The sequence below is a fragment of the Lentzea sp. NPDC058436 genome (assembly GCF_042721515.1).
In the GTDB taxonomy this organism is placed as follows: Bacteria; Actinomycetota; Actinomycetes; order Mycobacteriales; family Pseudonocardiaceae; genus Lentzea.
In genome coordinates this window covers 1,245,366-1,264,934 of record NZ_JBHXLF010000001.1, presented here as the reverse complement: position 1 = coordinate 1,264,934, position 19,569 = coordinate 1,245,366, and the positions used below count along the sequence as shown (strand labels likewise).

At 69.9% G+C, this 19,569-nt stretch carries 21 protein-coding genes; 13 read left to right on the top strand and 8 right to left on the bottom strand.

The window, feature by feature from the left end:
• The first annotated feature begins 5 nt into the window (after nucleotides 1–5).
• Nucleotides 6–779, top strand: coding sequence for an alpha/beta hydrolase (locus ACFWN2_RS04920; protein ID WP_382424949.1), 774 nt, complete (start codon nucleotides 6–8; stop codon nucleotides 777–779).
• On the opposite strand, the gene ACFWN2_RS04915 is transcribed toward ACFWN2_RS04920, so the two are convergent.
• A complete protein-coding gene (locus ACFWN2_RS04915) occupies nucleotides 766–1,791 on the bottom strand; it encodes a LacI family DNA-binding transcriptional regulator (protein ID WP_382424948.1) in 1,026 nt (341 codons plus the stop codon). The two genes, ACFWN2_RS04920 and ACFWN2_RS04915, sit on opposite strands and share 14 nt — an antisense overlap.
• A gap of 137 nt (nucleotides 1,792–1,928) precedes the next feature.
• Here ACFWN2_RS04915 and ACFWN2_RS04910 point away from each other — a divergent pair, with 137 nt between their 5' ends.
• Genes ACFWN2_RS04910 through ACFWN2_RS04900 form a run of 3 tightly spaced genes read left to right on the top strand, consistent with a single transcriptional unit; the run spans nucleotide 1,929 to nucleotide 4,705 of the window.
• The gene (locus ACFWN2_RS04910; RefSeq protein WP_382424947.1) at nucleotides 1,929–2,942 is read left to right on the top strand and encodes a sugar ABC transporter substrate-binding protein; all 1,014 of its coding nucleotides are present in this window, start codon (nucleotides 1,929–1,931) and stop codon (nucleotides 2,940–2,942) included.
• Nucleotides 2,943–2,945: 3 nt separating this feature from the next.
• Nucleotides 2,946–3,944, top strand: coding sequence for an ABC transporter permease (locus ACFWN2_RS04905; RefSeq protein WP_382424946.1), 999 nt, complete (start codon nucleotides 2,946–2,948; stop codon nucleotides 3,942–3,944).
• The gene (locus ACFWN2_RS04900) at nucleotides 3,941–4,705 is read left to right on the top strand and encodes an ATP-binding cassette domain-containing protein (RefSeq protein WP_382424945.1); all 765 of its coding nucleotides are present in this window, start codon (nucleotides 3,941–3,943) and stop codon (nucleotides 4,703–4,705) included. The genes ACFWN2_RS04905 and ACFWN2_RS04900 overlap by 4 nt, the downstream gene beginning before the upstream one ends.
• On the opposite strand, the gene ACFWN2_RS04895 is transcribed toward ACFWN2_RS04900, so the two are convergent.
• Nucleotides 4,674–5,033, bottom strand: coding sequence for a YybH family protein (locus ACFWN2_RS04895; protein ID WP_382424944.1), 360 nt, complete (start codon nucleotides 5,031–5,033; stop codon nucleotides 4,674–4,676). The two genes, ACFWN2_RS04900 and ACFWN2_RS04895, sit on opposite strands and share 32 nt — an antisense overlap.
• Here ACFWN2_RS04895 and ACFWN2_RS04890 point away from each other — a divergent pair.
• Complete coding sequence (locus ACFWN2_RS04890; RefSeq protein WP_382424943.1) at nucleotides 5,028–5,405, top strand: winged helix-turn-helix transcriptional regulator; 378 nt, start codon at nucleotides 5,028–5,030, stop codon at nucleotides 5,403–5,405. The genes ACFWN2_RS04895 and ACFWN2_RS04890 overlap by 6 nt on opposite strands.
• On the opposite strand, the gene ACFWN2_RS04885 is transcribed toward ACFWN2_RS04890, so the two are convergent.
• Nucleotides 5,379–5,915: a hypothetical protein gene (locus ACFWN2_RS04885; RefSeq protein ID WP_382424942.1), complete on the bottom strand. Its 537-nt coding sequence runs from the start codon at nucleotides 5,913–5,915 to the stop codon at nucleotides 5,379–5,381. The genes ACFWN2_RS04890 and ACFWN2_RS04885 overlap by 27 nt on opposite strands.
• A gap of 16 nt (nucleotides 5,916–5,931) precedes the next feature.
• Nucleotides 5,932–9,798 (bottom strand): ATP-dependent RNA helicase HrpA, encoded by a 3,867-nt coding sequence (hrpA, locus tag ACFWN2_RS04880; RefSeq protein WP_382424941.1) that lies wholly within the window; start codon nucleotides 9,796–9,798, stop codon nucleotides 5,932–5,934.
• A gap of 75 nt (nucleotides 9,799–9,873) precedes the next feature.
• Here hrpA and ACFWN2_RS04875 point away from each other — a divergent pair, with 75 nt between their 5' ends.
• From ACFWN2_RS04875 to ACFWN2_RS04865, 3 genes are all read left to right on the top strand, one after another.
• Nucleotides 9,874–10,449, top strand: a complete 576-nt coding sequence (locus tag ACFWN2_RS04875; RefSeq protein WP_382424940.1) for a DUF4240 domain-containing protein — start codon at nucleotides 9,874–9,876, stop codon at nucleotides 10,447–10,449.
• 333 nt (nucleotides 10,450–10,782) lie between these two features.
• Complete coding sequence (locus ACFWN2_RS04870; protein ID WP_382424939.1) at nucleotides 10,783–11,343, top strand: DUF4240 domain-containing protein; 561 nt, start codon at nucleotides 10,783–10,785, stop codon at nucleotides 11,341–11,343.
• Nucleotides 11,343–11,681, top strand: a complete 339-nt coding sequence (locus tag ACFWN2_RS04865) for a hypothetical protein (protein WP_382424938.1) — start codon at nucleotides 11,343–11,345, stop codon at nucleotides 11,679–11,681. The genes ACFWN2_RS04870 and ACFWN2_RS04865 overlap by 1 nt, the downstream gene beginning before the upstream one ends.
• On the opposite strand, the gene add is transcribed toward ACFWN2_RS04865, so the two are convergent.
• Together add and ACFWN2_RS04855 are read right to left on the bottom strand one after the other, a co-directional pair.
• Entirely contained in the window at nucleotides 11,597–12,625 is a 1,029-nt protein-coding gene (gene add / locus ACFWN2_RS04860) for an adenosine deaminase (RefSeq protein WP_382424937.1), read from the bottom strand. The genes ACFWN2_RS04865 and add overlap by 85 nt on opposite strands.
• A 111-nt stretch (nucleotides 12,626–12,736) precedes the next feature.
• A complete protein-coding gene (locus tag ACFWN2_RS04855) occupies nucleotides 12,737–13,444 on the bottom strand; it encodes an alpha/beta hydrolase (protein WP_382424936.1) in 708 nt (235 codons plus the stop codon).
• 215 nt (nucleotides 13,445–13,659) lie between these two features.
• Between ACFWN2_RS04855 and ACFWN2_RS04850 the strand changes: the two genes are divergently transcribed.
• Genes ACFWN2_RS04850 through ACFWN2_RS04840 form a run of 3 tightly spaced genes read left to right on the top strand, consistent with a single transcriptional unit; the run spans nucleotide 13,660 to nucleotide 16,245 of the window.
• A complete protein-coding gene (locus ACFWN2_RS04850; RefSeq protein WP_382424935.1) occupies nucleotides 13,660–14,031 on the top strand; it encodes a DUF4180 domain-containing protein in 372 nt (123 codons plus the stop codon).
• 52 nt (nucleotides 14,032–14,083) lie between these two features.
• Nucleotides 14,084–15,130: a threonine aldolase family protein gene (locus ACFWN2_RS04845; protein WP_382424934.1), complete on the top strand. Its 1,047-nt coding sequence runs from the start codon at nucleotides 14,084–14,086 to the stop codon at nucleotides 15,128–15,130.
• Nucleotides 15,127–16,245: a site-specific integrase gene (locus ACFWN2_RS04840; RefSeq protein WP_382424933.1), complete on the top strand. Its 1,119-nt coding sequence runs from the start codon at nucleotides 15,127–15,129 to the stop codon at nucleotides 16,243–16,245. The genes ACFWN2_RS04845 and ACFWN2_RS04840 overlap by 4 nt, the downstream gene beginning before the upstream one ends.
• A 545-nt stretch (nucleotides 16,246–16,790) precedes the next feature.
• On the opposite strand, the gene ACFWN2_RS04835 is transcribed toward ACFWN2_RS04840, so the two are convergent.
• On the bottom strand, nucleotides 16,791–17,240 hold the full coding sequence (locus tag ACFWN2_RS04835; RefSeq protein ID WP_382424932.1) for a YybH family protein: 450 nt from the start codon (nucleotides 17,238–17,240) through the stop codon (nucleotides 16,791–16,793).
• Between the two features lie 107 nt (nucleotides 17,241–17,347).
• Here ACFWN2_RS04835 and ACFWN2_RS04830 point away from each other — a divergent pair, with 107 nt between their 5' ends.
• Both ACFWN2_RS04830 and ACFWN2_RS04825 read left to right on the top strand, forming a co-directional pair.
• Nucleotides 17,348–17,722 (top strand): YciI family protein, encoded by a 375-nt coding sequence (locus ACFWN2_RS04830; RefSeq protein WP_382424931.1) that lies wholly within the window; start codon nucleotides 17,348–17,350, stop codon nucleotides 17,720–17,722.
• Complete coding sequence (locus ACFWN2_RS04825) at nucleotides 17,719–18,897, top strand: RNA polymerase sigma factor (RefSeq protein ID WP_382424930.1); 1,179 nt, start codon at nucleotides 17,719–17,721, stop codon at nucleotides 18,895–18,897. The genes ACFWN2_RS04830 and ACFWN2_RS04825 overlap by 4 nt, the downstream gene beginning before the upstream one ends.
• Here the strand turns inward: ACFWN2_RS04825 and ACFWN2_RS04820 are convergent.
• Nucleotides 18,869–19,561, bottom strand: coding sequence for a histidine phosphatase family protein (locus tag ACFWN2_RS04820; RefSeq protein ID WP_382424929.1), 693 nt, complete (start codon nucleotides 19,559–19,561; stop codon nucleotides 18,869–18,871). The genes ACFWN2_RS04825 and ACFWN2_RS04820 overlap by 29 nt on opposite strands.
• Between the last annotated feature and the right edge of the window lie 8 nt (nucleotides 19,562–19,569).

Below are 19,569 nucleotides of genomic sequence, written 5' to 3'. Positions count from 1 at the left end.
CGCTGATGCGGAGGGCGGTGTTGATCGCGCTGGCGGTGGTTGTCACCATCGTCGCCGTGGTCTTCACCTTCCAGCGCAAGCTCGTGTACTTCCCCGAACCCGGTCCGCTGCCCTCCGCGGACGAGGCGATGCCCGGCGGCCGTGACGTCCGGCTGGTGACGGCGGACGGCCTGATGCTCGACGGCTGGCACTTCGAGCTCCCGGACGCGCTCGCGACGGTCATCGTGTTCCCCGGCAACGCCGGCAACCGGTCGGGCCGGCTGTCGCTGGCCCAGGGCCTGACCGCGCGCGGGTTGTCGGTGCTGCTGTTCGACTACCGCGGTTACGGCGGCAACCCCGGCAAGCCGTCGGAGGAGGGCCTGACCTACGACGCGCGGGCGGCGCTGGACCTGATCGACGGGCCGGTCGTGTACTTCGGTGAGTCGCTGGGCGCGGCGGTGGCGGCGGAGCTCGCGACCTACCGGGCGCCGAAGGGCCTGGTGCTGCGGTCACCGTTCGCGTCGCTGGCGGCGGTCGGGTCGCACCACTACCCGTGGCTGCCGGTGCGGATGCTGTTGCAGGACAAGTACCCGGTGCTCGAACGGGTGTCCGCTGTGGACGTTCCGGCCGTGGTGCTGCTGGGGACGGCGGACTCGGTGGTGCCGCCCGCGCAGAGCCGTGAGGTGGCGACGGCGGCACGGGCGCGGCTGATCGAGATCGACGGCGCGGACCACAACGACCCGGTGCTCAACTCGGGCCCGCAGGTGATCGACGCGATCGTGTCGGTCAGCCAGGCGTGATCTCGCCGGACCCGCGGTGCACGAGGGCCGCGGGGACGACGGCGTGCACGGGCGGTGAGGTGTCGCCGTCGATGCGGGCCAGGACGAGGTCGGCGGCCTTGCGGCCGATGCCGGGGACGTCCTGGCGCACGACGGAGATGCCGGGGTCGAGCATGTCGGCCAGCGGAAAGTCGTCGAACCCGATGAGCGCGACCCGGTGGTGCAGGCCGCGCTCGCGCAGCACGCGCAACGCTCCGGCGGTGACGAGGTTCTGGGCGGTGAACAACGCGGTGGGCGGCCGGGCGAGGTCGAGCAGCGCGGCGGTGGCCGCGGCGGCGAGGCTCTCGCCGTGCAGGTCGGTGCGCACGAGTTCGCCGCGCAGGGCCACGCCGGCGTGGGCGAGGCCTTCGAGGTAGCCGGTGTAGCGCTCCTGGCTGGTCCACAGGGTGCGGCGGTCGCCGAGGAACGCGATGTCGCGGTGGCCGAGGGCGGCGAGGTGCGTCACGGCGTCGCGGGAGCTCGCGCGGTTGGTGGTGGTGACGCAGTCGGTGCCGCCGAAGGTGGGTGGCCGGTCGACGAGCACCATCGGGGTGCCGCGGGCGCGTTCGTGCTGCAGGGCGTCCTGGTGGCCGCCGGCGGCCATGACGACGACGCCGTCGACGCGGCGCGCGGACAGCGACACGAGCAGCTCGCTCTGCAGGGCGTGGTCGTCCTCGTTGCTGCCGGCGAGCACGAGGACGCCGCGGTGGCGGGCCCGGTCCTCGACGGCGCGCAGCAGGGCGGCGTCGAAGGGGTTGGAGAGGTCTTCGAACAGCACGCCGATGGTGGCGCTGCGGCGGTCGGAGCGGCGCAGGCTGCTGGCGGTGAGGTTGGGCCGGTAGCCCAGGGTGCGGGCGGCGTCGCGGACGCGCCGGGTGACCTCGGCTCCGGCGCCGGGCAGGCCGTTGATCACGCGGGACACGGTCTTGGTGCTGACCTTCGCCAGCGCGGCGACGTCGCGCATCGTGGGTTCGCGTCTGCCTGATGGCTCCATGCCCACGTCCCTTGGACTCTTGCGTCAACGTTGACGCGAACGGTATACCCGATCGATATCACGCGTAGCCGCCTTGCCGTTACTCACGGTGATACAGCAGAGAGGCTGGTTGCGTCAACGTTGACGTAGGAGTGGTCATGCGCAGAACGGTCGGGGTTGTCGGCGCGGCGGCGTTGCTCGTGCTCACCGCGTGCGGGGGTGGTGGCTCGTCCGGCGGCGGGTCGACGCTGGTGGGGCTCGTGACGAAGACGGACACGAACCCGTTCTTCGTGAAGATGAAGGAGGGCGCGCAGCAGGCGTCGGGCTCGGCGGGGGTGACGGTGCAGTCGTTCGCGGGCAAGCAGGACGGCGACAACCAGACGCAGGTCGACGCGATCGAGAACCTGATCGCGTCGGGCGCGAAGGGCATCCTGATCACGCCGAGCGACTCGAAGGCGATCGTGCCGTCGGTGGACAAGGCGCGGGCGGCGGGACTGCTGGTCATCGCGCTGGACACGCAGCTGGAACCGGCGAACGCCGCCGACGCGACATTCGCGACCGACAACTACAAGGCCGGTCTGCTGATCGGCCAGTGGGCGAAGGCGAAGTTCGCGAAGGACGGCAAGCAGGCCAGGATCGCGTTGCTGGACCTCAACCCGAACCAGGTGTCGGTGGACGTGCAGCGCGACCAGGGGTTCCTGGAGGGCTTCGGTGTCGACGTGAAGGACAAGACCCGCATCGGTGACGAGTCCGATCCCCGGATCGTGGGACACGACGTCACCGACGGTGACCCCTCGGGTGGGCGGACGGCGATGGAGAACCTGCTGCAGAAGGACCCCGGGATCAACCTGGTCTACACGATCAACGAACCGGCCGCGGCGGGCGCCTACGAGGCGTTGAAGGCGGCGGGCAAGGAGAAGGACGTCGTGATCGTGTCGGTCGACGGCGGCTGTCCCGGTGTGAACAACGTCAAGGCAGGGGTGATCGGGGCGACGTCGCAGCAGTACCCGCTGAAGATGGCGCAGCTCGGTGTGGAGGCGGTGGCGAAGTTCGCGAAGGACGGCTCCAAGCCGCAGAACACCGACACCGGGGTCACGCTGATCACCGACCAGCCCGCCGACGGCGTGGAGTCGAAGGACTCGGCGTTCGGCCTGCAGAACTGCTGGGGCTAGGCCATGACGGTGGTGGAGGAACGGGATCGTTCCGTGCTCACGCGCGTGCAGCACCTGCTGCACGCGCAGGCCACGATCGGCCCGGCGGTGGTGCTGCTGGTGTCGGTGGTGGTGTTCGCGCTGCTGTCGGACCGGTTCCTGACGCCGGGCAACATCTCGCTGGTCCTGCAGCAGGTCGCGGTGGTCGGCACGCTCGCGGTGGGGCAGACGATCGTGATCCTGACGGCGGGCATCGACCTGTCGTGCGGGGCGATCATGGTGCTCACGTCGATCGTGATGGCGAAGGTCGCGGCGGAGACCGGCCTGCCCGGTCTTCCGGCGCTGCTGCTCGGGTTCCTGGTCGGCACGCTGTGCGGGCTGCTCAACGGCCTGCTGGTGACGCGGCTGAAGCTGCCGCCGTTCATCGTCACGCTGGGCACGCTCAACGTGTTCTTCGCCCTGAACCTCTGGTACTCGGGCAGCGCCACGATCCGCGGCACGGACATGCCGTCGTTGCTGCTGTTCACGGGGCAGACGTTCACCGTCGGCGGCACCCGGATCACCTACGGCTCGATCATGCTGGTGCTGCTGGTGGCGGTGATGGCGTTCGTGCTGAAGAACACCGCGTGGGGTCGGCACGTCTACTCCACGGGTGACGATCTGGAGGCCTCACGCCTGTCCGGTATCCGCACGGCGCGGGTGCTGCTGTCCGTGTACGCGACGGCGGGGTTGATCTACGCGGTGGCGGCGTGGACGTTGATCGGCCGGATCGCGTCGGCGAGCCCGCAGGCGGGGCAGACCGACAACCTGGACTCGATCACGGCGGTGGTGATCGGCGGGACGTCGCTGTTCGGCGGCCGCGGCGCGGTGGTGGGGTCGCTGATCGGCGCGTTGATCGTCGGCGTGTTCCGCAACGGCCTCGCGCTCGCGGGCGTGGACGTGCTGTGGCAGACGATGGCGGTCGGTGTGCTGATCATCGTGGCGGTGTCGCTGGACCAGTGGATCAGGAAGGTGAAGGCATGACCACCCCGATCCTGCAGGCGACGGGCCTGGTCAAGCGCTACGGCAGGGTGACGGCGCTGGCGGGGTCGGACCTGGAGCTGTTGCCGGGCGAGATCCTCGCGGTGATCGGCGACAACGGCGCGGGCAAGTCGTCGCTGATCAAGGCCCTGTCGGGGGCGGTGGTGCCGGACGAGGGCGAGATCTTCCTCGACGGCGAACCGGTGTCGTTCCCGACTCCGCTGGACGCGCGGCGGGCGGGGATCGAGACGGTGCACCAGTCGCTGGCGGTCGCCCCGTCGCTGGACATCGCGGCGAACCTGTTCCTGGGCCGCGAACGACGCCGCCCCGGCGTGCTCGGTTCGGTGTTCCGGATGCTCGACCGCGCCGGCATGCGGGAGGAGGCACGGCGTCAGCTCGACGCGCTGGGGATCATGACGATCCAGAACCCCGGCCAGGCCGTGGAGACGTTGTCGGGCGGGCAGCGGCAGGCGGTCGCGGTGGCGCGGGCGGCGGCGTTCGGCAGCCGGGTGGTGATCATGGACGAGCCGACCGCGGCGCTGGGTGTGCGGGAGTCCCGTGCGGTGCTGGACCTGATCCTGCAGGTCCGCGACAAGGGCCTGCCGGTGATCCTGATCAGCCACAACATGCCGCACGTGTTCGAGGTCGCCGACCGCATCCACATCCAGCGCCTGGGCCGCCGCAGGGCGGTGGTGGATCCGGGGTCGGTGTCGATGTCGGACGCGGTGGCGATCATGACCGGTGCCCTGGAGCCGCCTGACTGACGCCGAACGGGTTGTCGATCACGTACCGCCACCGGCCGTCCGCGCCCCTGCGTGCGACGTCGGTGGCGGTGCCGTGCACGTCGCCGATGCTCCAGTCGACGATCAGCAGCGCGATGCCGTCGTGTTCGTAGACGTGCCGGGGCCGCACGTCGATCGGCAGGCCCAGGCCGAGGAACCGCTGGTTGGCGTCACGGCGGGCGGCGCCGGTGACGGTGGTGCCGGGCTGTGGGACGAACAGGGCGCCGGGTTCGTAGACGGCGTCGACGGCGGCGGGGTCGCCCGCGTTGAACGCGGCGGCGAAGGTGTGGGCGACACTGGCGGGATGCATGCCGACAGCGTCGCGTTCGCTTCCGTGGGTCACCAAACGGTGACGTGGGACCGCCCGTCCGCCGAGTGCCCGGTGGAGGTGGCGCTGGCGGCGATCAGCGGCCGGTGGGCGACGCTGGTGCTGCGGGACCTCATGCACGGGCCACGGTCGTTCACGACGTTGCGGGCGGGGTTGCCGTCGTTGAGCGCGAAGGTGCTCACGGAGCGGCTGGAGTCGTTGGTGGCGCAGGGGTTGGTGTCGTGCACCCGCTCCCCCGGCTTCCCGACGCGCACCACCTACGCGGTGACAGAGAAGGGGTTGCTGCTCAAGCCTTTGCTGGTGCAGTTGTACCGCACGGGTGAGGCACTACTTCACGAGGTCGCGGATCACTGACTCCAGCGGCGCGATGAGGTGCGGTGAGGCCATGAGCTCCTCGGAGAGCAGCACCGAGTCCGAGCCGACACGCCGCCAGAACTGACCCTCGACGGGGATCGCGATGAGGCTCAGCGAGAAGACCGGTTCGCGCCCGATCTCCTCGGTGAGCTGCGTGACGACCTCCCGCAGCACCGCGGAGAAGTTCTCCCTGGTCCTCGGGGCGACGTCGGGGATGTGGGGACGCCAGCCCTCGTAGGCGGCCCGGACCTCACCCGGCAGGCCGACCGGCCAGCGGCTGGGCACGTGCTGCGCGCCGCGCGAGGCGTAGGACTGGCTCCACCACCGGTCCCACGCCGACCCGAACGTCTCGGGCACGTACACGTCGTGCACCCGCGGGACCGGCGGGGTCAGGCGCGGGATCGAGTCGGCGGTGGGAGTGCGGATGCCGAGTGCGTCGCGGACGTAGAGGGCGAACGTGTCACCGTCGCCGCTCGACACCGCCCACGTGGAATCCCCGGGAAAGCGCATGTTCCACGGTAGCGGCTCACAGGGGCACGGCGTCGAGCGCTTTGTAGATGCGCTTGTCGCTGATCGTGTAGCGGGTCTTGATGGTCTGGGCGAAGTAGGACAGGCGCAGTTCCTCGATCATCCAGCGGATCTCGTCGAGCTCGGGAGCGGGCTCGTCGGCGGGGGTCTGGGCGCGCAGTTCCCGGTACTCGGCGTGGACCTGGTGGACCTGGTTGGTCCAGTCGAGGTCGCGGCGCGGGTTCTCGGGCAGCTTCTCGACGCGACGGGTGACGCCGTTGAGGTAGCGCACGAGGTCGGGGAGCCGGTCGTAGCCGGTGTGCGTCACGAAACCCTTGTACACCAGCGAGTTGAGGTGCGCGCGGATGTCGGCGGCGGAGTCCGGGGCGCCCTTGAGGCCGGCCAGTGCCAGTTCGGCGCGGTGGGCGGCTTCGAGGATCTTGCGGACCTCCTGCACGACGACCCACGTGGTGTCGTTGAGCGCGGCCTGGACCTTCTTGAGCTGCGCGGCGTAGCCCTTGGCGTCCCAGGCGGGGTCGCCCATGAGCCGGTCGACGGCGGCCATGATGCAGTCCGCCAGCAACGCGGCGACGCCGCCGTGCGGGTTGCGGGTCAACGCGAGTTTGGCGGCGTTGTCGAGGTGGCGCTGCAGGTGCTTGACGGGTGAGTTGACGCCGAGCAGCAGGAGTCTGCGCACGCCGCGGCGGTGGGCGTAGGCCTGCCGGCCGGGGGTGTCGAGGACCTTGATCGCGACGCTCTCACCGCGGTCGACCAGCGACGGGTAGGCGGTGACGGTGATGCCGGACTGCCGTTGCTCGATGGTGCGGGGCAGCACGTCGAGGTCCCAGGTGGTCAGCCCGGTGCGTTCGAGGTGCCCGGCCGCCTGCGACAGCGACTCGCGGACCTCGTCGCGCAGCTTCTCCTTGAGCACCGCGATGTCCTTGCCCTCGGCCAGGGTGCGGTTGTGCTCGTCGACGACCTGGAACGTGAGCTTGAGGTGGTCCGGGACGGAGTCGAACTGCCAGTCCTCGCGGTGCACGGTCACCCCGGTCAGCGCCTTGAGCTCGCGTTCCACACCGCCGAGCAGGCTGGTCTCACCGGGCTTGATGCGGGCCAGCACGGCGGTGGCGACGTCGGGGACGGGCACGAAGTTGCGGCGGATCTGCTTGGGCAGCGACCGGATCAGGGCGACGACGAGGTCGTGGCGCAGGCCGGGGATCTGCCAGGAGAACGCGTCGTCGTCCAGCGTGGTGAGCGCGGGCAGCGGCAGCTGGACGGTGACGCCGTCGTTCTTCGTGCCGGGCTCGAAGTGGTAGCTCAGCGGCAACGTCAGCTCGCCCTGGCGCCACTGGTCCGGGTACGCGTCCGGGGTGACGTCGGCGCGTTCGTTGACCAGCATCTCCTTGGTGAAGGTGAGCTGGTTCTTGTCCTTCTGCTTCTTCCACCACGAGTCGAAGTGCCGCGCCGAGACGACCTCGGCGGCGACGCGCTTGTCGTAGAAGTCGAACAGGGTCTCCTCGTCCACCACGATGTCACGCCGTCGCGCCCGGTTCTCCAGCTCGCCGACCTCGTCGAGCAGCGCGCGGTTGGTGTGGAAGAACCGGTGGTGCGTGGTCCACTCCCCCTGCACCAGGGCGTGGCGGATGAACAGCTCACGGGACAGTTCGGGGTCGATGCGGCCGTAGCTGACCTTGCGGCCGGCGACGATCGGCACCCCGTACAGCGTCACCTTCTCCAACGCCACGACGGATCCGCGCTTGGTCTCCCAGTGCGGTTCGGAGTACTGGCGTTTGACGACGTGCTCACCGAGGCGTTCGGCCCACTCGGGTTCGATCTTGGCGGCGATGCGCCCCCACAGGCGGCTGGTCTCGACCAGTTCGGCGGCCATCACCCACTGCGGTGGCTTCTTCGCCAGCGCCGAGCCGGGGAAGATCGCGAACTTGGCGTTGCGGGCGCCGAGGAACTCCGTCATCGGGCGGCGCTTCTCGCCCGGCGCCTGCTTCTTGAGGACGTCCTTGACGCCGATGTGGCTGAGCAGGCCGGACAGCAGCGCGATGTGGATGTTGCGCGGCTCGCCGGGCTGCTCGTTGACGTGCATGCCGATCTGCTTGGCGACCTGACGCAGCTGCAGGTAGATGTCCTGCCACTCGCGCACGCGCAGGTAGTTGAGGAACTCGGCCTTGCAGCGCTTGCGGAACTGGTTGCCGGACAGCTCCTTCTGCTGCTCCTTGAGGTACGCCCACAGGTTGAGGAACGTGACGAAGTCGGATTCCTTGTCCACGAACCTCGCGTGCTGCTGGGTCGCGGCCTCCTGCTGGTCGGCAGGGCGTTCGCGGGGGTCCTGGATGGACAGCGCCGCGGCGATGATCATGACCTCTCGCAGGCAGCCGGTGGAGTCGGCTTCGAGCACCATGCGGCCAAGGCGCGGGTCGACGGGCAGCGCGGCGAGCTTGCGGCCGGTCGCGGTGAGGGTCTTCTCGGCGGCGTTGATGGCGCCGAGCTCCTGCAGCAGGCCGATGCCGTCGTTGATGTTGCGGCTGTCGGGCGGGTCGATGAACGGGAACCGCGCTACGTCACCGAGACCGATGTTGGTCATCTGCAGGATGACGCTGGCGAGGTTGGTGCGCAGGATCTCCGCGTCGGTGAACTCCGGGCGCGCCTCGAAGTCCTCCTCGGAGTACAGCCGGACGCAGATGCCTTCGCTGACACGGCCGCACCGGCCCTTGCGCTGGTTCGCCGACGCCTGGCTGATGGGTTCGATCGGCAGGCGCTGGACCTTGAGGCGGTGACTGTAGCGGGAGATGCGCGCGTTGCCGGGGTCGACGACGTACTTGATGCCGGGCACGGTGAGGCTGGTCTCGGCGACGTTGGTCGCGAGCACGATCCGCCGCCCGGTGTGCCGCTGGAACACCCGGTGCTGCTCACCCACGGACAGCCGCGCGTAGAGCGGGAGGATCTCGGTGTTTTTCAGGTCCTCGGCCTTGAGGGCGTCGGCGGTGTCACGGATCTCGCGTTCACCGGACAGGAACACGAGGACGTCGCCGGGCCCCTCGGCCTGCAGTTCGCGGACGGCGTTGATGATGCCCTGGGTCTGGTCGTCGTCCTCGTCCAGCGGCCGGTAGCGGGTCTCGACGGGGTAGGTGCGGCCGGAGACCTCGATGACCGGGGCGTTCTCGAAGTGCTGGCTGAACCGCTGCGGGTCGATCGTCGCCGAGGTGATGACGACCTTGAGGTCGGGACGGCGCGGCAGCAGCTGCTTGAGGTAGCCGAGCAGGAAGTCGACGTTGAGGCTGCGTTCGTGGGCCTCGTCGATGATGATCGTGTCGTAGCGGCTGAGGGTGCGGTCGGTCTGGATCTCGGCGAGCAGGATGCCGTCGGTCATGAGCTTGACCAGCGTGTCGTCACCGGACTGGTCGGTGAACCGAACCTTGTACCCGATCGTGTCACCCAGCTTGGTGCCGAGCTCCTCCGCGACACGCTCCGCGACCGTGCGCGCGGCGATCCTGCGCGGCTGGGTGTGCCCGATCTGACCGGTGATGCCCCGCCCGAGCTCCAGGCAGATCTTCGGCAGCTGCGTGGTCTTGCCCGACCCCGTCTCGCCGGCGACGATCACGACCTGGTGGTTCGCGATCAGCTCTTTGATGTCGTCCTTGCGCTGGCTGACCGGCAGCTCTTGCGGATAGCTGATCTTGGGAACGGACTCCCTGCGCAGCGCGACCTTGAGCGCGGCCTCGTCGATCTGGGCGGCGATCTCCTCGGTGATCTTCTTGCGCGCCAGAGGGTCCTTGACCTTGCGTGCGCCGTCGAGGCGCCTGGCGAGCCGGCGTTGATCACGCGGCATGAGCTCGGGCAGGCGTTTGTGCAGTTCAGCGTGCGGGGTGTCCATTTGGGCTCAAGGATAGTCAGGCCGCGCGAATCGTTCGCGCCAATAACTGTCAGACCCGGCCGCTAGCGTGTGCCCATGGACGCAGGGGGCTTCTGGAAGCTGGTCGACAACGCCGTGTCCGGTGCTCCTGACCTGGACCAACGCCGCGCGTGGCTGTCCGGGCGCCTCGCCCTGCTGCCGGCAGGTGAGATCGCCGACTTCACGGTGCTGCTCGACGCGCAGCGGGCGCGGGTCGACACGTGGGCGCACTGGCAGGCGGCTACGCTGATCTGTTCCGGGCTGTGCGGGATGGACTCGTTCTTCTACTTCCAGGCGTGGCTGATCGGTCAGGGCAGGGCGGTGTTCTCGGCGGTGGCGGAGTCTCCGGACGCGTTGGCCGAGGTGGCGTGGGTGCGTCGGCTCGCGGCGCTGGGGCCGGTGGACGAGTGGGCGGATGAGGACTGGCCGGAGTGGGAGTCGCTGTACCGGGTCGCGGACGACGCGTTCGAGGTGGTGCACGGCGGCGAGTTGGACTCGTACCTCGACGGGCGGGGGCAGCGGCGGGCCTTCGACGTGACGCCGGGTGGTGAGGTCGTGGAGGTCGAGGACCCGGCGGACATCGCGCGGCGGATCCCGCGTTTGTGGGCGTTGTTCGGGAAGGCAGCGGGGTAGGTGGTTCGGCGCCCTGGGTGTCCGTTCGCCCGCTCAAGCCCGGTACCTCACCCCTCCCAGGCCTCCCCGCAACCGATTTGTCCCTCCCTCCCGGCAGCCCTCTGTCGCACCCCATCTCGCTCCCACACAGCCGAACCCCGCCGCACTCGCCGCCCTCCCCGCTTCACCTCCCACCCGCCCGATCGCCCCGGCCCCCACCGCTCCTTCTTCTCCTCCGCCTCTCGCCTGCCCGCACCCGTGCGCTGGCCGCCGATGGCACCACCACTGCGCCCGTGAACTGCGGCGATACCGAGGCGTCCAAAATTGTCAGACCCCCTCGCTAGCGTCTGAGGCATGGACCTGAACGCGTTCTGGGGCCTGGTGGAGTCCTCCGCTGCGGAGGCGTCCGACCAGGACGATCGGCTGGAGCGGCTGACCGCCGCGCTGGCCGCGCTGCCTGCCGGCGAGGTGGTGGAGTTCGCGGTGCGGCTTGACGAGGTGCGTCGCCGGGTGGACACGTGGGCGCACTGGCACGCGGCGGATCTGATCTGCGGCGGGCTGTGTTCGGACGACGGGTTCTTCTACTTCCAGGCGTGGCTGGTGGGTCAGGGGCGGGCGGTGTTCGAGGCGGTGGCCTCGTCGCCGGACGCGTTGGCCGCGTTGCCGCACGTGTGGTTGCTGGCGTCGCGTGGCGGTGTGCACGCGTGGGCCGACGAGGACTGGCCGGACTGGGAGGGCCTCGACTACGTGGCGGCAGAGGCGTTCGACGGCGATCTGGAGGCGGTGCTGGCCTCGCGGGGGCTGGAGTTGCTCGCGTCTCCGGATCCTGCTGGTGAGTCGTGGGACTTCGCTGATCCGGCGGAGATCTCCGCGCGGATTCCGCGGTTGGGTGCGTTGTTCGGGAAGGTGGCGTGATGGACGTGCCAGTCGAGGTGCCGGTCGACGTGGTGGTGTGGCGGGCTCCTGGTCCTGCGTCGTTCCCGGAGGCGGCGGCCCGGTACGCGGAGTTGCGGGCCTCGCCGCTGGGTGCGTTCGAACCCGCGGTGGCGGCGTTCGTGCGGGAGTTGAGGCAGACCTCGCCGGATCCCGCCTCGCCCGTGTCGTGGGACGAGGCGCTGACGGTGGGGGTGGACGCGGTGATCGTGCACGTGGTGTGGCCGGGGCAGCGTCAGGTGCTGGAGCTGGTGGCGTTGCTGGCGTCACGGCACGGGCTGGTGTGCTTCGAGCCTGCCCGCCAGGCCGCGATGTCCTGACGCAGCAGGGTCTTCGTGCCGGCGGGTGCGAAGGAGGCGTCGACGGCGTTGGTGGCCAGGCGCGCGAGGGTGTCGTCGTCGAAGCCGAGGTGCTCGCGCAGCAGCCGGTACTCGTCGGTGAGCGTGGTGCCGGTGGAGGCGGGGATGTCGGTGCTGAGCGTGACGGTCAGGCCGGCGTCGATCAGCAGTGGTAGTGGATGAGAGGAGACGGATTCGACCAGTCCCAGTGCGACGTTGGACGACGGGCATGCTTCGAGCGGCACGGCGCGGTCGCGCAGCAGTGCGACGACCTCCGGGTCGTCGAGTGCGCGGAACCCGTGTCCGATGCGGTCGGCGAGCCCGACTGTCACGGCTTCGGCGACGCTGTGCGCTCCGCAGATCTCTCCCGCGTGGTGCACGAGGCCGACTCCGGCGTCGCGGGCGGCGCGGAACACGTCGGTGAACGGGGTGAGCGGGTGGTTCTCCGCTCCGGCCATGCCGATCGCGACGACCTGCTCGTGTGCGCGGGCGAGTCGCAGTGAGTCCTCGAACCGCGTGACCGATCGCTTTCTGGGGTGGTCCACGATCACACGGCATTCGATGCCGTGGGCGGCCTGTCCTGCGGCGAGCCCGGACAACACCGCCACGAGCGGCATGTCCGGATCACCGAGCCGTTCTCCGTGCGCTGCCGCGGTGAACGTGACCTCGGCGTACCGGGTCCCCTGCGCTGCTTCCTCGGCGCAGAACTCGTACGCGATCCGGTGGAAGTCCTCGGCTCGCCGCAGGCAGTCCCGCACTGCTCCGTTGTGCGCGGCGAACTGCGCGAACCCGTCGAACGCGCCCGCCTGAGCGGCGGGCACGTCGATGCCGTGATGGTCGGCGAGTTCCGCGAGGGTGTCCGCGCGCACGGTGCTTTCGAGGTGCACGTGCAGATGGGCCTTGGGCAACGCCGCGAGATCACGCATGGGGCGCGACGCTACTCAAGGCCGACCGGCGGACGCCCGGCATTTTCGGGGCGCCCGCCAGCGGGTGTCACCGAGGCAAGCGGGTGACGGCGCTGCGGGCCCTGCGTCGCGTCAGCGGGCGAGGAACGCGACGGCGCTGCTGATCTCGTCGTCCGGCACGTCGCCGTGCCCGCCGGGGTTGGCGTGCAACGACCTGCGGGGCGCGGCGAAGGCGTCGAACAGCGCGAGCCCGGCGTCGCGCGGGACGAGCCGGTCGTCCCACTGCAGCAGGAACCGCACCGGAACGGTGATCGCCGCCGCAGCCGCCACCAGGGCATCGGTGGCGCCGATCAGACCGAACACGGCGGCGTCAACGCGGGGTTCGGCGGCGACGAGCGGGATGCCGATGGCGCTGCCCATCGACACGCCCCAGAACCCGACGCGGCCGCCGGTACCGGGCAGGGCGTCGAGCACGGACTGCCACTCCGGGATCGCACGGGCCGCCTGCAGAGCGTTGTACTCGGCGACGAGCGGAGAAGCGTCGCCGCCGGAGGTGATGCGGGCGCGGATCTCGGCGGAGAACCGGTCGTCGGTGGCGGTGCGGGCGCGGTCCCCGTGGGCGGGTGCGTCGAGGGTGACGACCGCGAGTCCGGCGGCGGTGCAGCGGTGTGCGCGGGCGACGATGCCGGGTGCTCGTTTGTGCTGGCCGCCGCCGTGGGCGCTGAGCACGAGGCCGACGGGGTCGCCGGGTGGGGTCCACAGGACGCCGGGGACGCCGTCGTGGACGAAGTCGCGTTCGGTGGTGCCCTCGGGCGAGGTGGAGGTCGAGCTGAAACGCATCGCAGAAGCCTTTCGGGACTGAGGCGCTCCCGTGGCGACGCGTGAGACGCGCGTCAGGCCACAACGAGGAGGAAGCGCCCATCTGGGTTGACCGCGTTGATGGGACTCACCTCCTCTGGCCGATCGCGTGCCCCGGACCCTACCAACCGGTGATCACCCCACGCGCGGGAATTCGGCGCGACAGGAGGCGGGCGCGGCGATTAGGTTCCGGTGCCATGCCTGATGTTGTGCGGACGCGCCACGGCGCGACGGTCCTGATGTGCGCCCCGGACGGTCCCAAGATCGCCGACGAGCAGTCCGCTGTGGATTTGATCGGCACGTTGTGGGGTCAGGACGTGCAGTGGCTGGTGCTGCCGGTCGACCGGTTGCCGGAGGACTTCTTCGTCCTGCGCACGCGGGTGGCGGGCGCGGTGGTGCAGAAGTTGCAGCAGTACGGGTTCCGGGTGGCGGTGGTCGGCGACATCAGCGAGCAGGTGGCGGCGAGCACGGCGTTGCGCGACTTCGTCCACGAGTCGAACCGGGGCCGGCAGCTGTGGTTCGTGACGGACGAGGCGGAGCTCGACGCACGCCTGGAGAACGCGGCCTGACCACGGCGAACGGCCCTATTGCCACTAACTTGCAATAGCTAGTCTCGGTGGCATGGACATCCGCCGTTCTCTGTCGCAGCACAGTGGTCCGCGCAAGTCGCCCTACGAGCTCGCGCGCAGGCTCGCCGAGCACGTCACACCGCAGACCCGCCCGGAGGATCCGGTGCGGGAACTGGAGGAACGGGTCGCGGGCCTGCTCGGCAAACCACAGGCGTTGTTCTTCCCGTCGGGGACGATGGCGCAGCAGGTGGCGTTGCGGGTGCACGCCGAACGCACGGGCCGCCACGCGTTCGCCGGGCATCCGCAGACGCACCTGCACGTGTGGGAGAACCAGGGCTACAACGCGCTGCACGGCCTGAGGTTCCACCCCCTCGGCGACCGCAACGAGCTGTTCGGCCTCGATGATCTGCAGGCCGTGCACGAACCGCTTGCCGCGGTGGTGTTCGAGCTGCCGCAACGCGACATCGGTGGCGTCCTGCCCGCCTTCGAGGACCTCGCGGCCCAGGCGAGGTGGGCCAGGGAGCACGGTGCGGCCGCGCACTGCGACGGCGCGCGGCTGTGGGAGGCGCAGACCGGCTACGACGCCACGTTCGCCGAGATCGGCGCCCTGTTCGACACGGTGTACGTGTCGCTCTACAAAGGACTCGAAGGGGTGCGCGGCGCGGTGCTCGCCGGCGATGCCGACACGATCGGGCAGGCCTCGGTGTGGCGGCGGCGGATGGGCGGCGCGATCGCGGACGCCTGGTCGCTCGCGGCGATCGCGCTGATCGGCATGGACGCGAACCTGCCGCGCATGGCCGAGTTCACACGGCACGCGCAGGCGATCGCCGAGGCGATCAACGCCGACGGCTTCGCCCGCACCACCCCGGACGTGCCCGCCACTCCCCTGTTCCACGTCCACCTGCCGATGTCCCGGCACGACGCGCAGAAGGCCGCCCTCAACCTCACCGAGGAGACCGGGATCAGGCTGTTCCTCTACGCCCGGTCGAACCCGGATCCGCGCCGCTGCAGCTTCGAGGTGAGCGTCGGCGTCAGCGGGCTGGAGTTCACGCCGCACGAGGTGGTGGAGTTGATCAGAGGGCTACCATCTCGGGTGTGAGCCTGCCCGAACCCGTCCAGCACGCCCTGGTCAGGGTCTCGCACTCGGTGCTGATCGACGTCGCCGCGCTGGCGAGCGTGCGCGAGAGGTTCGACGACGAGCAGGCCGCGTCGCTGAGCGGCTACCTGCGCAGCGCCCAGTCCCCCAACACCGTGCGCGCCTACCGGTCGGACTGGATCGCGTGGGCCGGCTGGTGCCAGGCCGAGGGCCGCCAGGCGCTGCCGGCCGACCCGCTCGACGTCGCGGTGTACCTCGCGGTCGCCGCGGACACGGTCAAACCCGACGGCACGCCCGCGTTCGGCGCCTCCACGCTCGAACGCAAGTCCGCCGCGATCTCCGCCGTACATGCCGCGAACGGCCTGCCCAGCCCGACGCGCAGTGACGTCGTGCGCCTGACACTGCGCGGTATCCGCCGCACGCGCAAAACACAGCCACGCCGCAAACGCCCCGTCCTGCTCGACACGCTCGAAGCACTGCTCGCCGAACGCCCGCAGGACGGCCCCGCGCGGGCGAGGGACTCCCTGCTGCTGCTCGTCGGCTTCGCCGGAGCACTGAGGCGCAGCGAACTGGCCGCCATCGAGTTCGAGGACGTCACGGTCGACGTCGACCCGCGCACCCACGAACCGCTGCTGCTGATCCGGCTCGGCACCACGAAGACCGACCAGACGGGCAAGCACCAGCAGTCCGTGGTGCTGCCGCGCGGCAGCAGGCGCCCGACGTGCCCGGTGTGCGCGTTCGCGGACTGGGCCGACGTGCTCGACGGCAGGGAGATCACCGAGACCGCCCTGCACCGCTGCCACGGCTACCAGCAGACCGGACGGCACGGCGCGGTGTTCCCGATCATCAACCGGCACGGCGGCATCAGCGGCAAGGCGATGTCCGGACGCGCCGTCGCGGAGCTCGTGAAGCGGTACGCGGTGCGGGCGGGCCTGGACCCGGCGCTGTTCGGCGGGCACTCGCTGCGGGCCGGTTTCGCGACCCAGGCGGCGCTGGGCGGGGCGAGCGACCGGGAGATCATGCGTCAGGGCCGGTGGACGAACCCGCGCACGGTGCACCGCTACATCCGCACCGCGAACCCCCTCGAAGACAACGCCGTCACCCGTCTGGGCCTGTGAATCTGTGACTCAGCTCTCACGCAGAGTAGTTAACTGTAAACAAGACCCCTCCGGCAGGACTGAGCCGAAAGCACCAGCGCGCTAGTCCGAAGGCGTGCCCGGAACGCGCCGTTTCCTTGATGTTTCCACAGCCTTTGAGCTGCTCTTTTACCTCGGGACACGGCCGATTCCGGGCGGCCTGACCAGCGCACGAGCCCAATTCATGAATCGGTCTCGCACTCTGGGAGTGGCCGGACACGTGCACCGAGAGCAATACGATCACCACACCCGGTCATCGACGATGGTCGGGTTGTTCCACGGTGATCACCCCGGCGCCCCTGTAACGCCGGAGCGACCACTCCCTGCAAGCGGAACAAGGAGCGTTCATGAAGAGCGTCACCACGCGACACGAAGCTCTGCACGCGACAGCCGGGCAGGCGGGGACGACCTCTCCCGCCCCCGGCCAGTCCCGCCGTGCACCGCTCGCCGCCTAGACCACGCGGGATCCGCCGCAAGAACGCCGAGGTCCGGCCCGACCCCCTGCACGGGCCGGGCCTCGGCACACCTCACGGCAGCAGATCCGTCGCCGCCAGGAACGACCCGTCCATGTGGAACGGCACCGAGTCGTGCGAATGCGTGACCAGCCACCGCCCCTCACGCCGCCGCAACCCCACGGTCGTGCGCATCCACATCGAGAACCCCTCCGGATAACCCACCGGCACCGCCGCCAGCCGCGCCAGCCCGTGCGCGAACGCCACGTCACCGGACACCACGACCTCCAGATCCCGGTACTCCAGCGTGATCGGCCCCTCGAACCCGGCCATCCACCCCGCCAACGCCTCCACGTCACGCGCGTCAGCCCCGGTGTGCCGCAACGGCGGCGCCAGCGTCGCCGTCACCACCTCCGGCGCGTACCGCGCCACGATCCGCGCCGGATCGCGCAGCCGCATGCCCTCCTCGTGCTCCGCGAACGTCTCCCGGATCGCCGCCTCGTCCCGCACCAACGCCTGAGTCATCCCACAACCTCCGTCTCGAAGTGACACTCCGATGTCGAGACACGGCCCGCGGTCTCGACACGGCGGTGAGAAGATTTTTCGGGCAACCAGCCACGAGGAGGCCGGAAGTGAAGTACCTGATCCTCATCTACAGCAACCCGAAGTCGCGGGCCGCGTGGGAGAAGCTCACCGAAGAGCAGCAGATGAAGTTCGGCCAGGACCACTACGACCTCTCCGCCAAGCTCCGCGCCTCCGGTGAGCTCGTCGTCAGCGAGGGCCTGCCCGGCCCCGAGACCGGCAAGGGCGTCAGCATCCGCGACGGCGAGGTCGTCGTCACCGACGGGCCCTTCGCCGAGGCCAAGGAGTACCTCGCCGGCTTCTACCTCGTCGAAGCCGACTCGATCGACCAGGTCATCGCCCACGCCGCCACCCTGCCCGACGCCCACAACGACGGCATCGAGGTACGGCCCGTCTGGGACATGTCGATGCTGGACGGCGCGTGACACCAGAAGTGGAGGGCCTGCTGCGCACCCTCGCGCCGCAGGTCCTCGGCGTGCTCGTCCGCCGCCACGGCCAGTTCGACGTCTGCGAGGACGCCGTGCAGGAAGCCCTGCTCGGCGCCGCCCAGCAATGGCCGTCGCAGGGCGTCCCGGACAACCCCAAGGGCTGGCTCATCACCGCCGCCTCACGCCGGTGGATCGAGCAGTACCGCTCCGACACCGCCCGCCGTCAGCGCGAGGACAAGGTCGTCGCCCTCACACCCCCACCGCCCGACCCGGTGCCCGCGCAGGACGACACGCTCACGATCCTCGCCCTGTGCTGCCACGAGACCCTCACCACGGCCTCGCAGATCGCCCTCACCCTGCGCGCCGTCGGCGGACTCACCACCGCCGAGATCGCCCGCGCGTTCCTCGTCCCCGAAGCCACCGTCGCGCAACGCATCAGCCGCGCCAAGCAGAAGATCAAGCAGTCCGGCGCCAAGTTCCGGCCACCCCAGGACCTCACCGCCGTCCTGCACGTCCTCTACCTGATCTTCACCGAGGGCTCCACCGCCAGCTCCGGCGACGACCTGCTGCGCGTCGACCTCACCGCCGAAGCCATCCGCCTGACCCGCCAGCTCCACAAACGCAGGCCGAACGACGGCGAACTCACCGGACTGCTCGCGCTGATGCTGCTCACCGACGCACGCCGGCCCGCCCGCACCGACCCCCACGGCGCCCTCATCCCGCTCACCGAGCAGGACCGGGACAAATGGGACCCCGAAGCGATCGACGAAGGCACAGGGCTCATCAGAACGGCACTGGAGACCGCCCAGATCGGCCCCTACCAGCTACAGGCAGCGATCGCAGCCGTCCACGCCGACGCCAAAACAGCCGACGACACCGACTGGCCCGAGATCCTCGGCCTCTACGACCTGCTCACCGTCACCGCACCCGGCCCGATGGTCTCACTCAACCGCATCGTCGCCGTCGCCATGGTCCACGGCCCCGACCAGGCGTTGACAGAACTGTCCACACTGGAACTCGACCACTACCGCGTCCACGCCGTCAAAGCACACCTGCTCGACCTGCGAGGCGACCACGACCAAGCCCGCGCCGAATACGAGAAAGCCGCGAAACTCACCCTCAGCGCACCAGAACAGCGCTACCTCAGGCTCCGGTCGCGCCACCCACGGTAGCGTCCGACGACGGCTCCTCCTGCGGCGGCGCCACCGGCACCACACCCGACAGATCCCCACCGTTGTCGTTGGTGCGCAACACAAAAGGCCGCGTCTGCGTGTACTGCACCACCGAGATCGAACACGGATCCACCACGATCCGCTGGAACCCGTCCAGATGCACACCCAACGCGTCCGCCAGCACCGCCTTGATCACATCACCGTGCGAGCACAACACCCACACAGCACCAGGACCGTGCTCCTCGGAAATCCGCGCGTCATGCGCCCGCACCGCCGCCACAGCACGAGACTGAACGTGCGCCAAACCCTCACCATCGGGAAACACGGCGGCGGACGGATGCTGCTGCACGACCTTCCACAAAGGCTCGTCGTACAGGTCCTTCAACGCCTTACCGGTCCACGCGCCGTAGTCCACTTCGGACAAATCCGGCTCCGCAACGGCCTCCAAAGACCGATCGGCCAGCAACGGCGCCAACGTCTCCTCACACCTCTGCAGAGGAGACGACACCACCGCGCTGACCGGAACGTCCTTCAACCGACCCACCAGAGCCGCCGCCTGCGCCCGCCCCCGCTCGTCCAACCCCACACCCAACGATCTCCCGGCGAGCACACCAGAACCGTTGGCAGTCGAACGAGCATGTCGGAGCAGGATCACCGTGGCCACGGCACCCA

Bases quoted from the DNA above. Each gene is read 5' to 3' on its own strand.
- ACFWN2_RS04870 (WP_382424939.1), top strand. From the start codon at position 10,783: ATGGACCTGAACGCGTTCTGGGGCCTGGTGGAGTCCTCCGCTGCGGAG.
- ACFWN2_RS04920 (WP_382424949.1), top strand. From the start codon at position 6: ATGCGGAGGGCGGTGTTGATCGCGCTGGCGGTGGTTGTCACCATCGTC.
- ACFWN2_RS04845 (WP_382424934.1), top strand. From the start codon at position 14,084: ATGGACATCCGCCGTTCTCTGTCGCAGCACAGTGGTCCGCGCAAGTCG.
- ACFWN2_RS04910 (WP_382424947.1), top strand. From the start codon at position 1,929: ATGCGCAGAACGGTCGGGGTTGTCGGCGCGGCGGCGTTGCTCGTGCTC.
- ACFWN2_RS04905 (WP_382424946.1), top strand. From the start codon at position 2,946: ATGACGGTGGTGGAGGAACGGGATCGTTCCGTGCTCACGCGCGTGCAG.
- ACFWN2_RS04895 (WP_382424944.1), bottom strand. From the start codon at position 5,033: ATGCATCCCGCCAGTGTCGCCCACACCTTCGCCGCCGCGTTCAACGCG.
- ACFWN2_RS04890 (WP_382424943.1), top strand. From the start codon at position 5,028: ATGCATGCCGACAGCGTCGCGTTCGCTTCCGTGGGTCACCAAACGGTG.
- ACFWN2_RS04915 (WP_382424948.1), bottom strand. From the start codon at position 1,791: ATGGAGCCATCAGGCAGACGCGAACCCACGATGCGCGACGTCGCCGCG.
- ACFWN2_RS04875 (WP_382424940.1), top strand. From the start codon at position 9,874: ATGGACGCAGGGGGCTTCTGGAAGCTGGTCGACAACGCCGTGTCCGGT.
- add (WP_382424937.1), bottom strand. From the start codon at position 12,625: ATGCGTGATCTCGCGGCGTTGCCCAAGGCCCATCTGCACGTGCACCTC.
- ACFWN2_RS04835 (WP_382424932.1), bottom strand. From the start codon at position 17,240: ATGACTCAGGCGTTGGTGCGGGACGAGGCGGCGATCCGGGAGACGTTC.
- ACFWN2_RS04900 (WP_382424945.1), top strand. From the start codon at position 3,941: ATGACCACCCCGATCCTGCAGGCGACGGGCCTGGTCAAGCGCTACGGC.
- ACFWN2_RS04885 (WP_382424942.1), bottom strand. From the start codon at position 5,915: ATGCGCTTTCCCGGGGATTCCACGTGGGCGGTGTCGAGCGGCGACGGT.
- hrpA (WP_382424941.1), bottom strand. From the start codon at position 9,798: ATGGACACCCCGCACGCTGAACTGCACAAACGCCTGCCCGAGCTCATG.
- ACFWN2_RS04850 (WP_382424935.1), top strand. From the start codon at position 13,660: ATGCCTGATGTTGTGCGGACGCGCCACGGCGCGACGGTCCTGATGTGC.
- ACFWN2_RS04865 (WP_382424938.1), top strand. From the start codon at position 11,343: ATGGACGTGCCAGTCGAGGTGCCGGTCGACGTGGTGGTGTGGCGGGCT.
- ACFWN2_RS04855 (WP_382424936.1), bottom strand. From the start codon at position 13,444: ATGCGTTTCAGCTCGACCTCCACCTCGCCCGAGGGCACCACCGAACGC.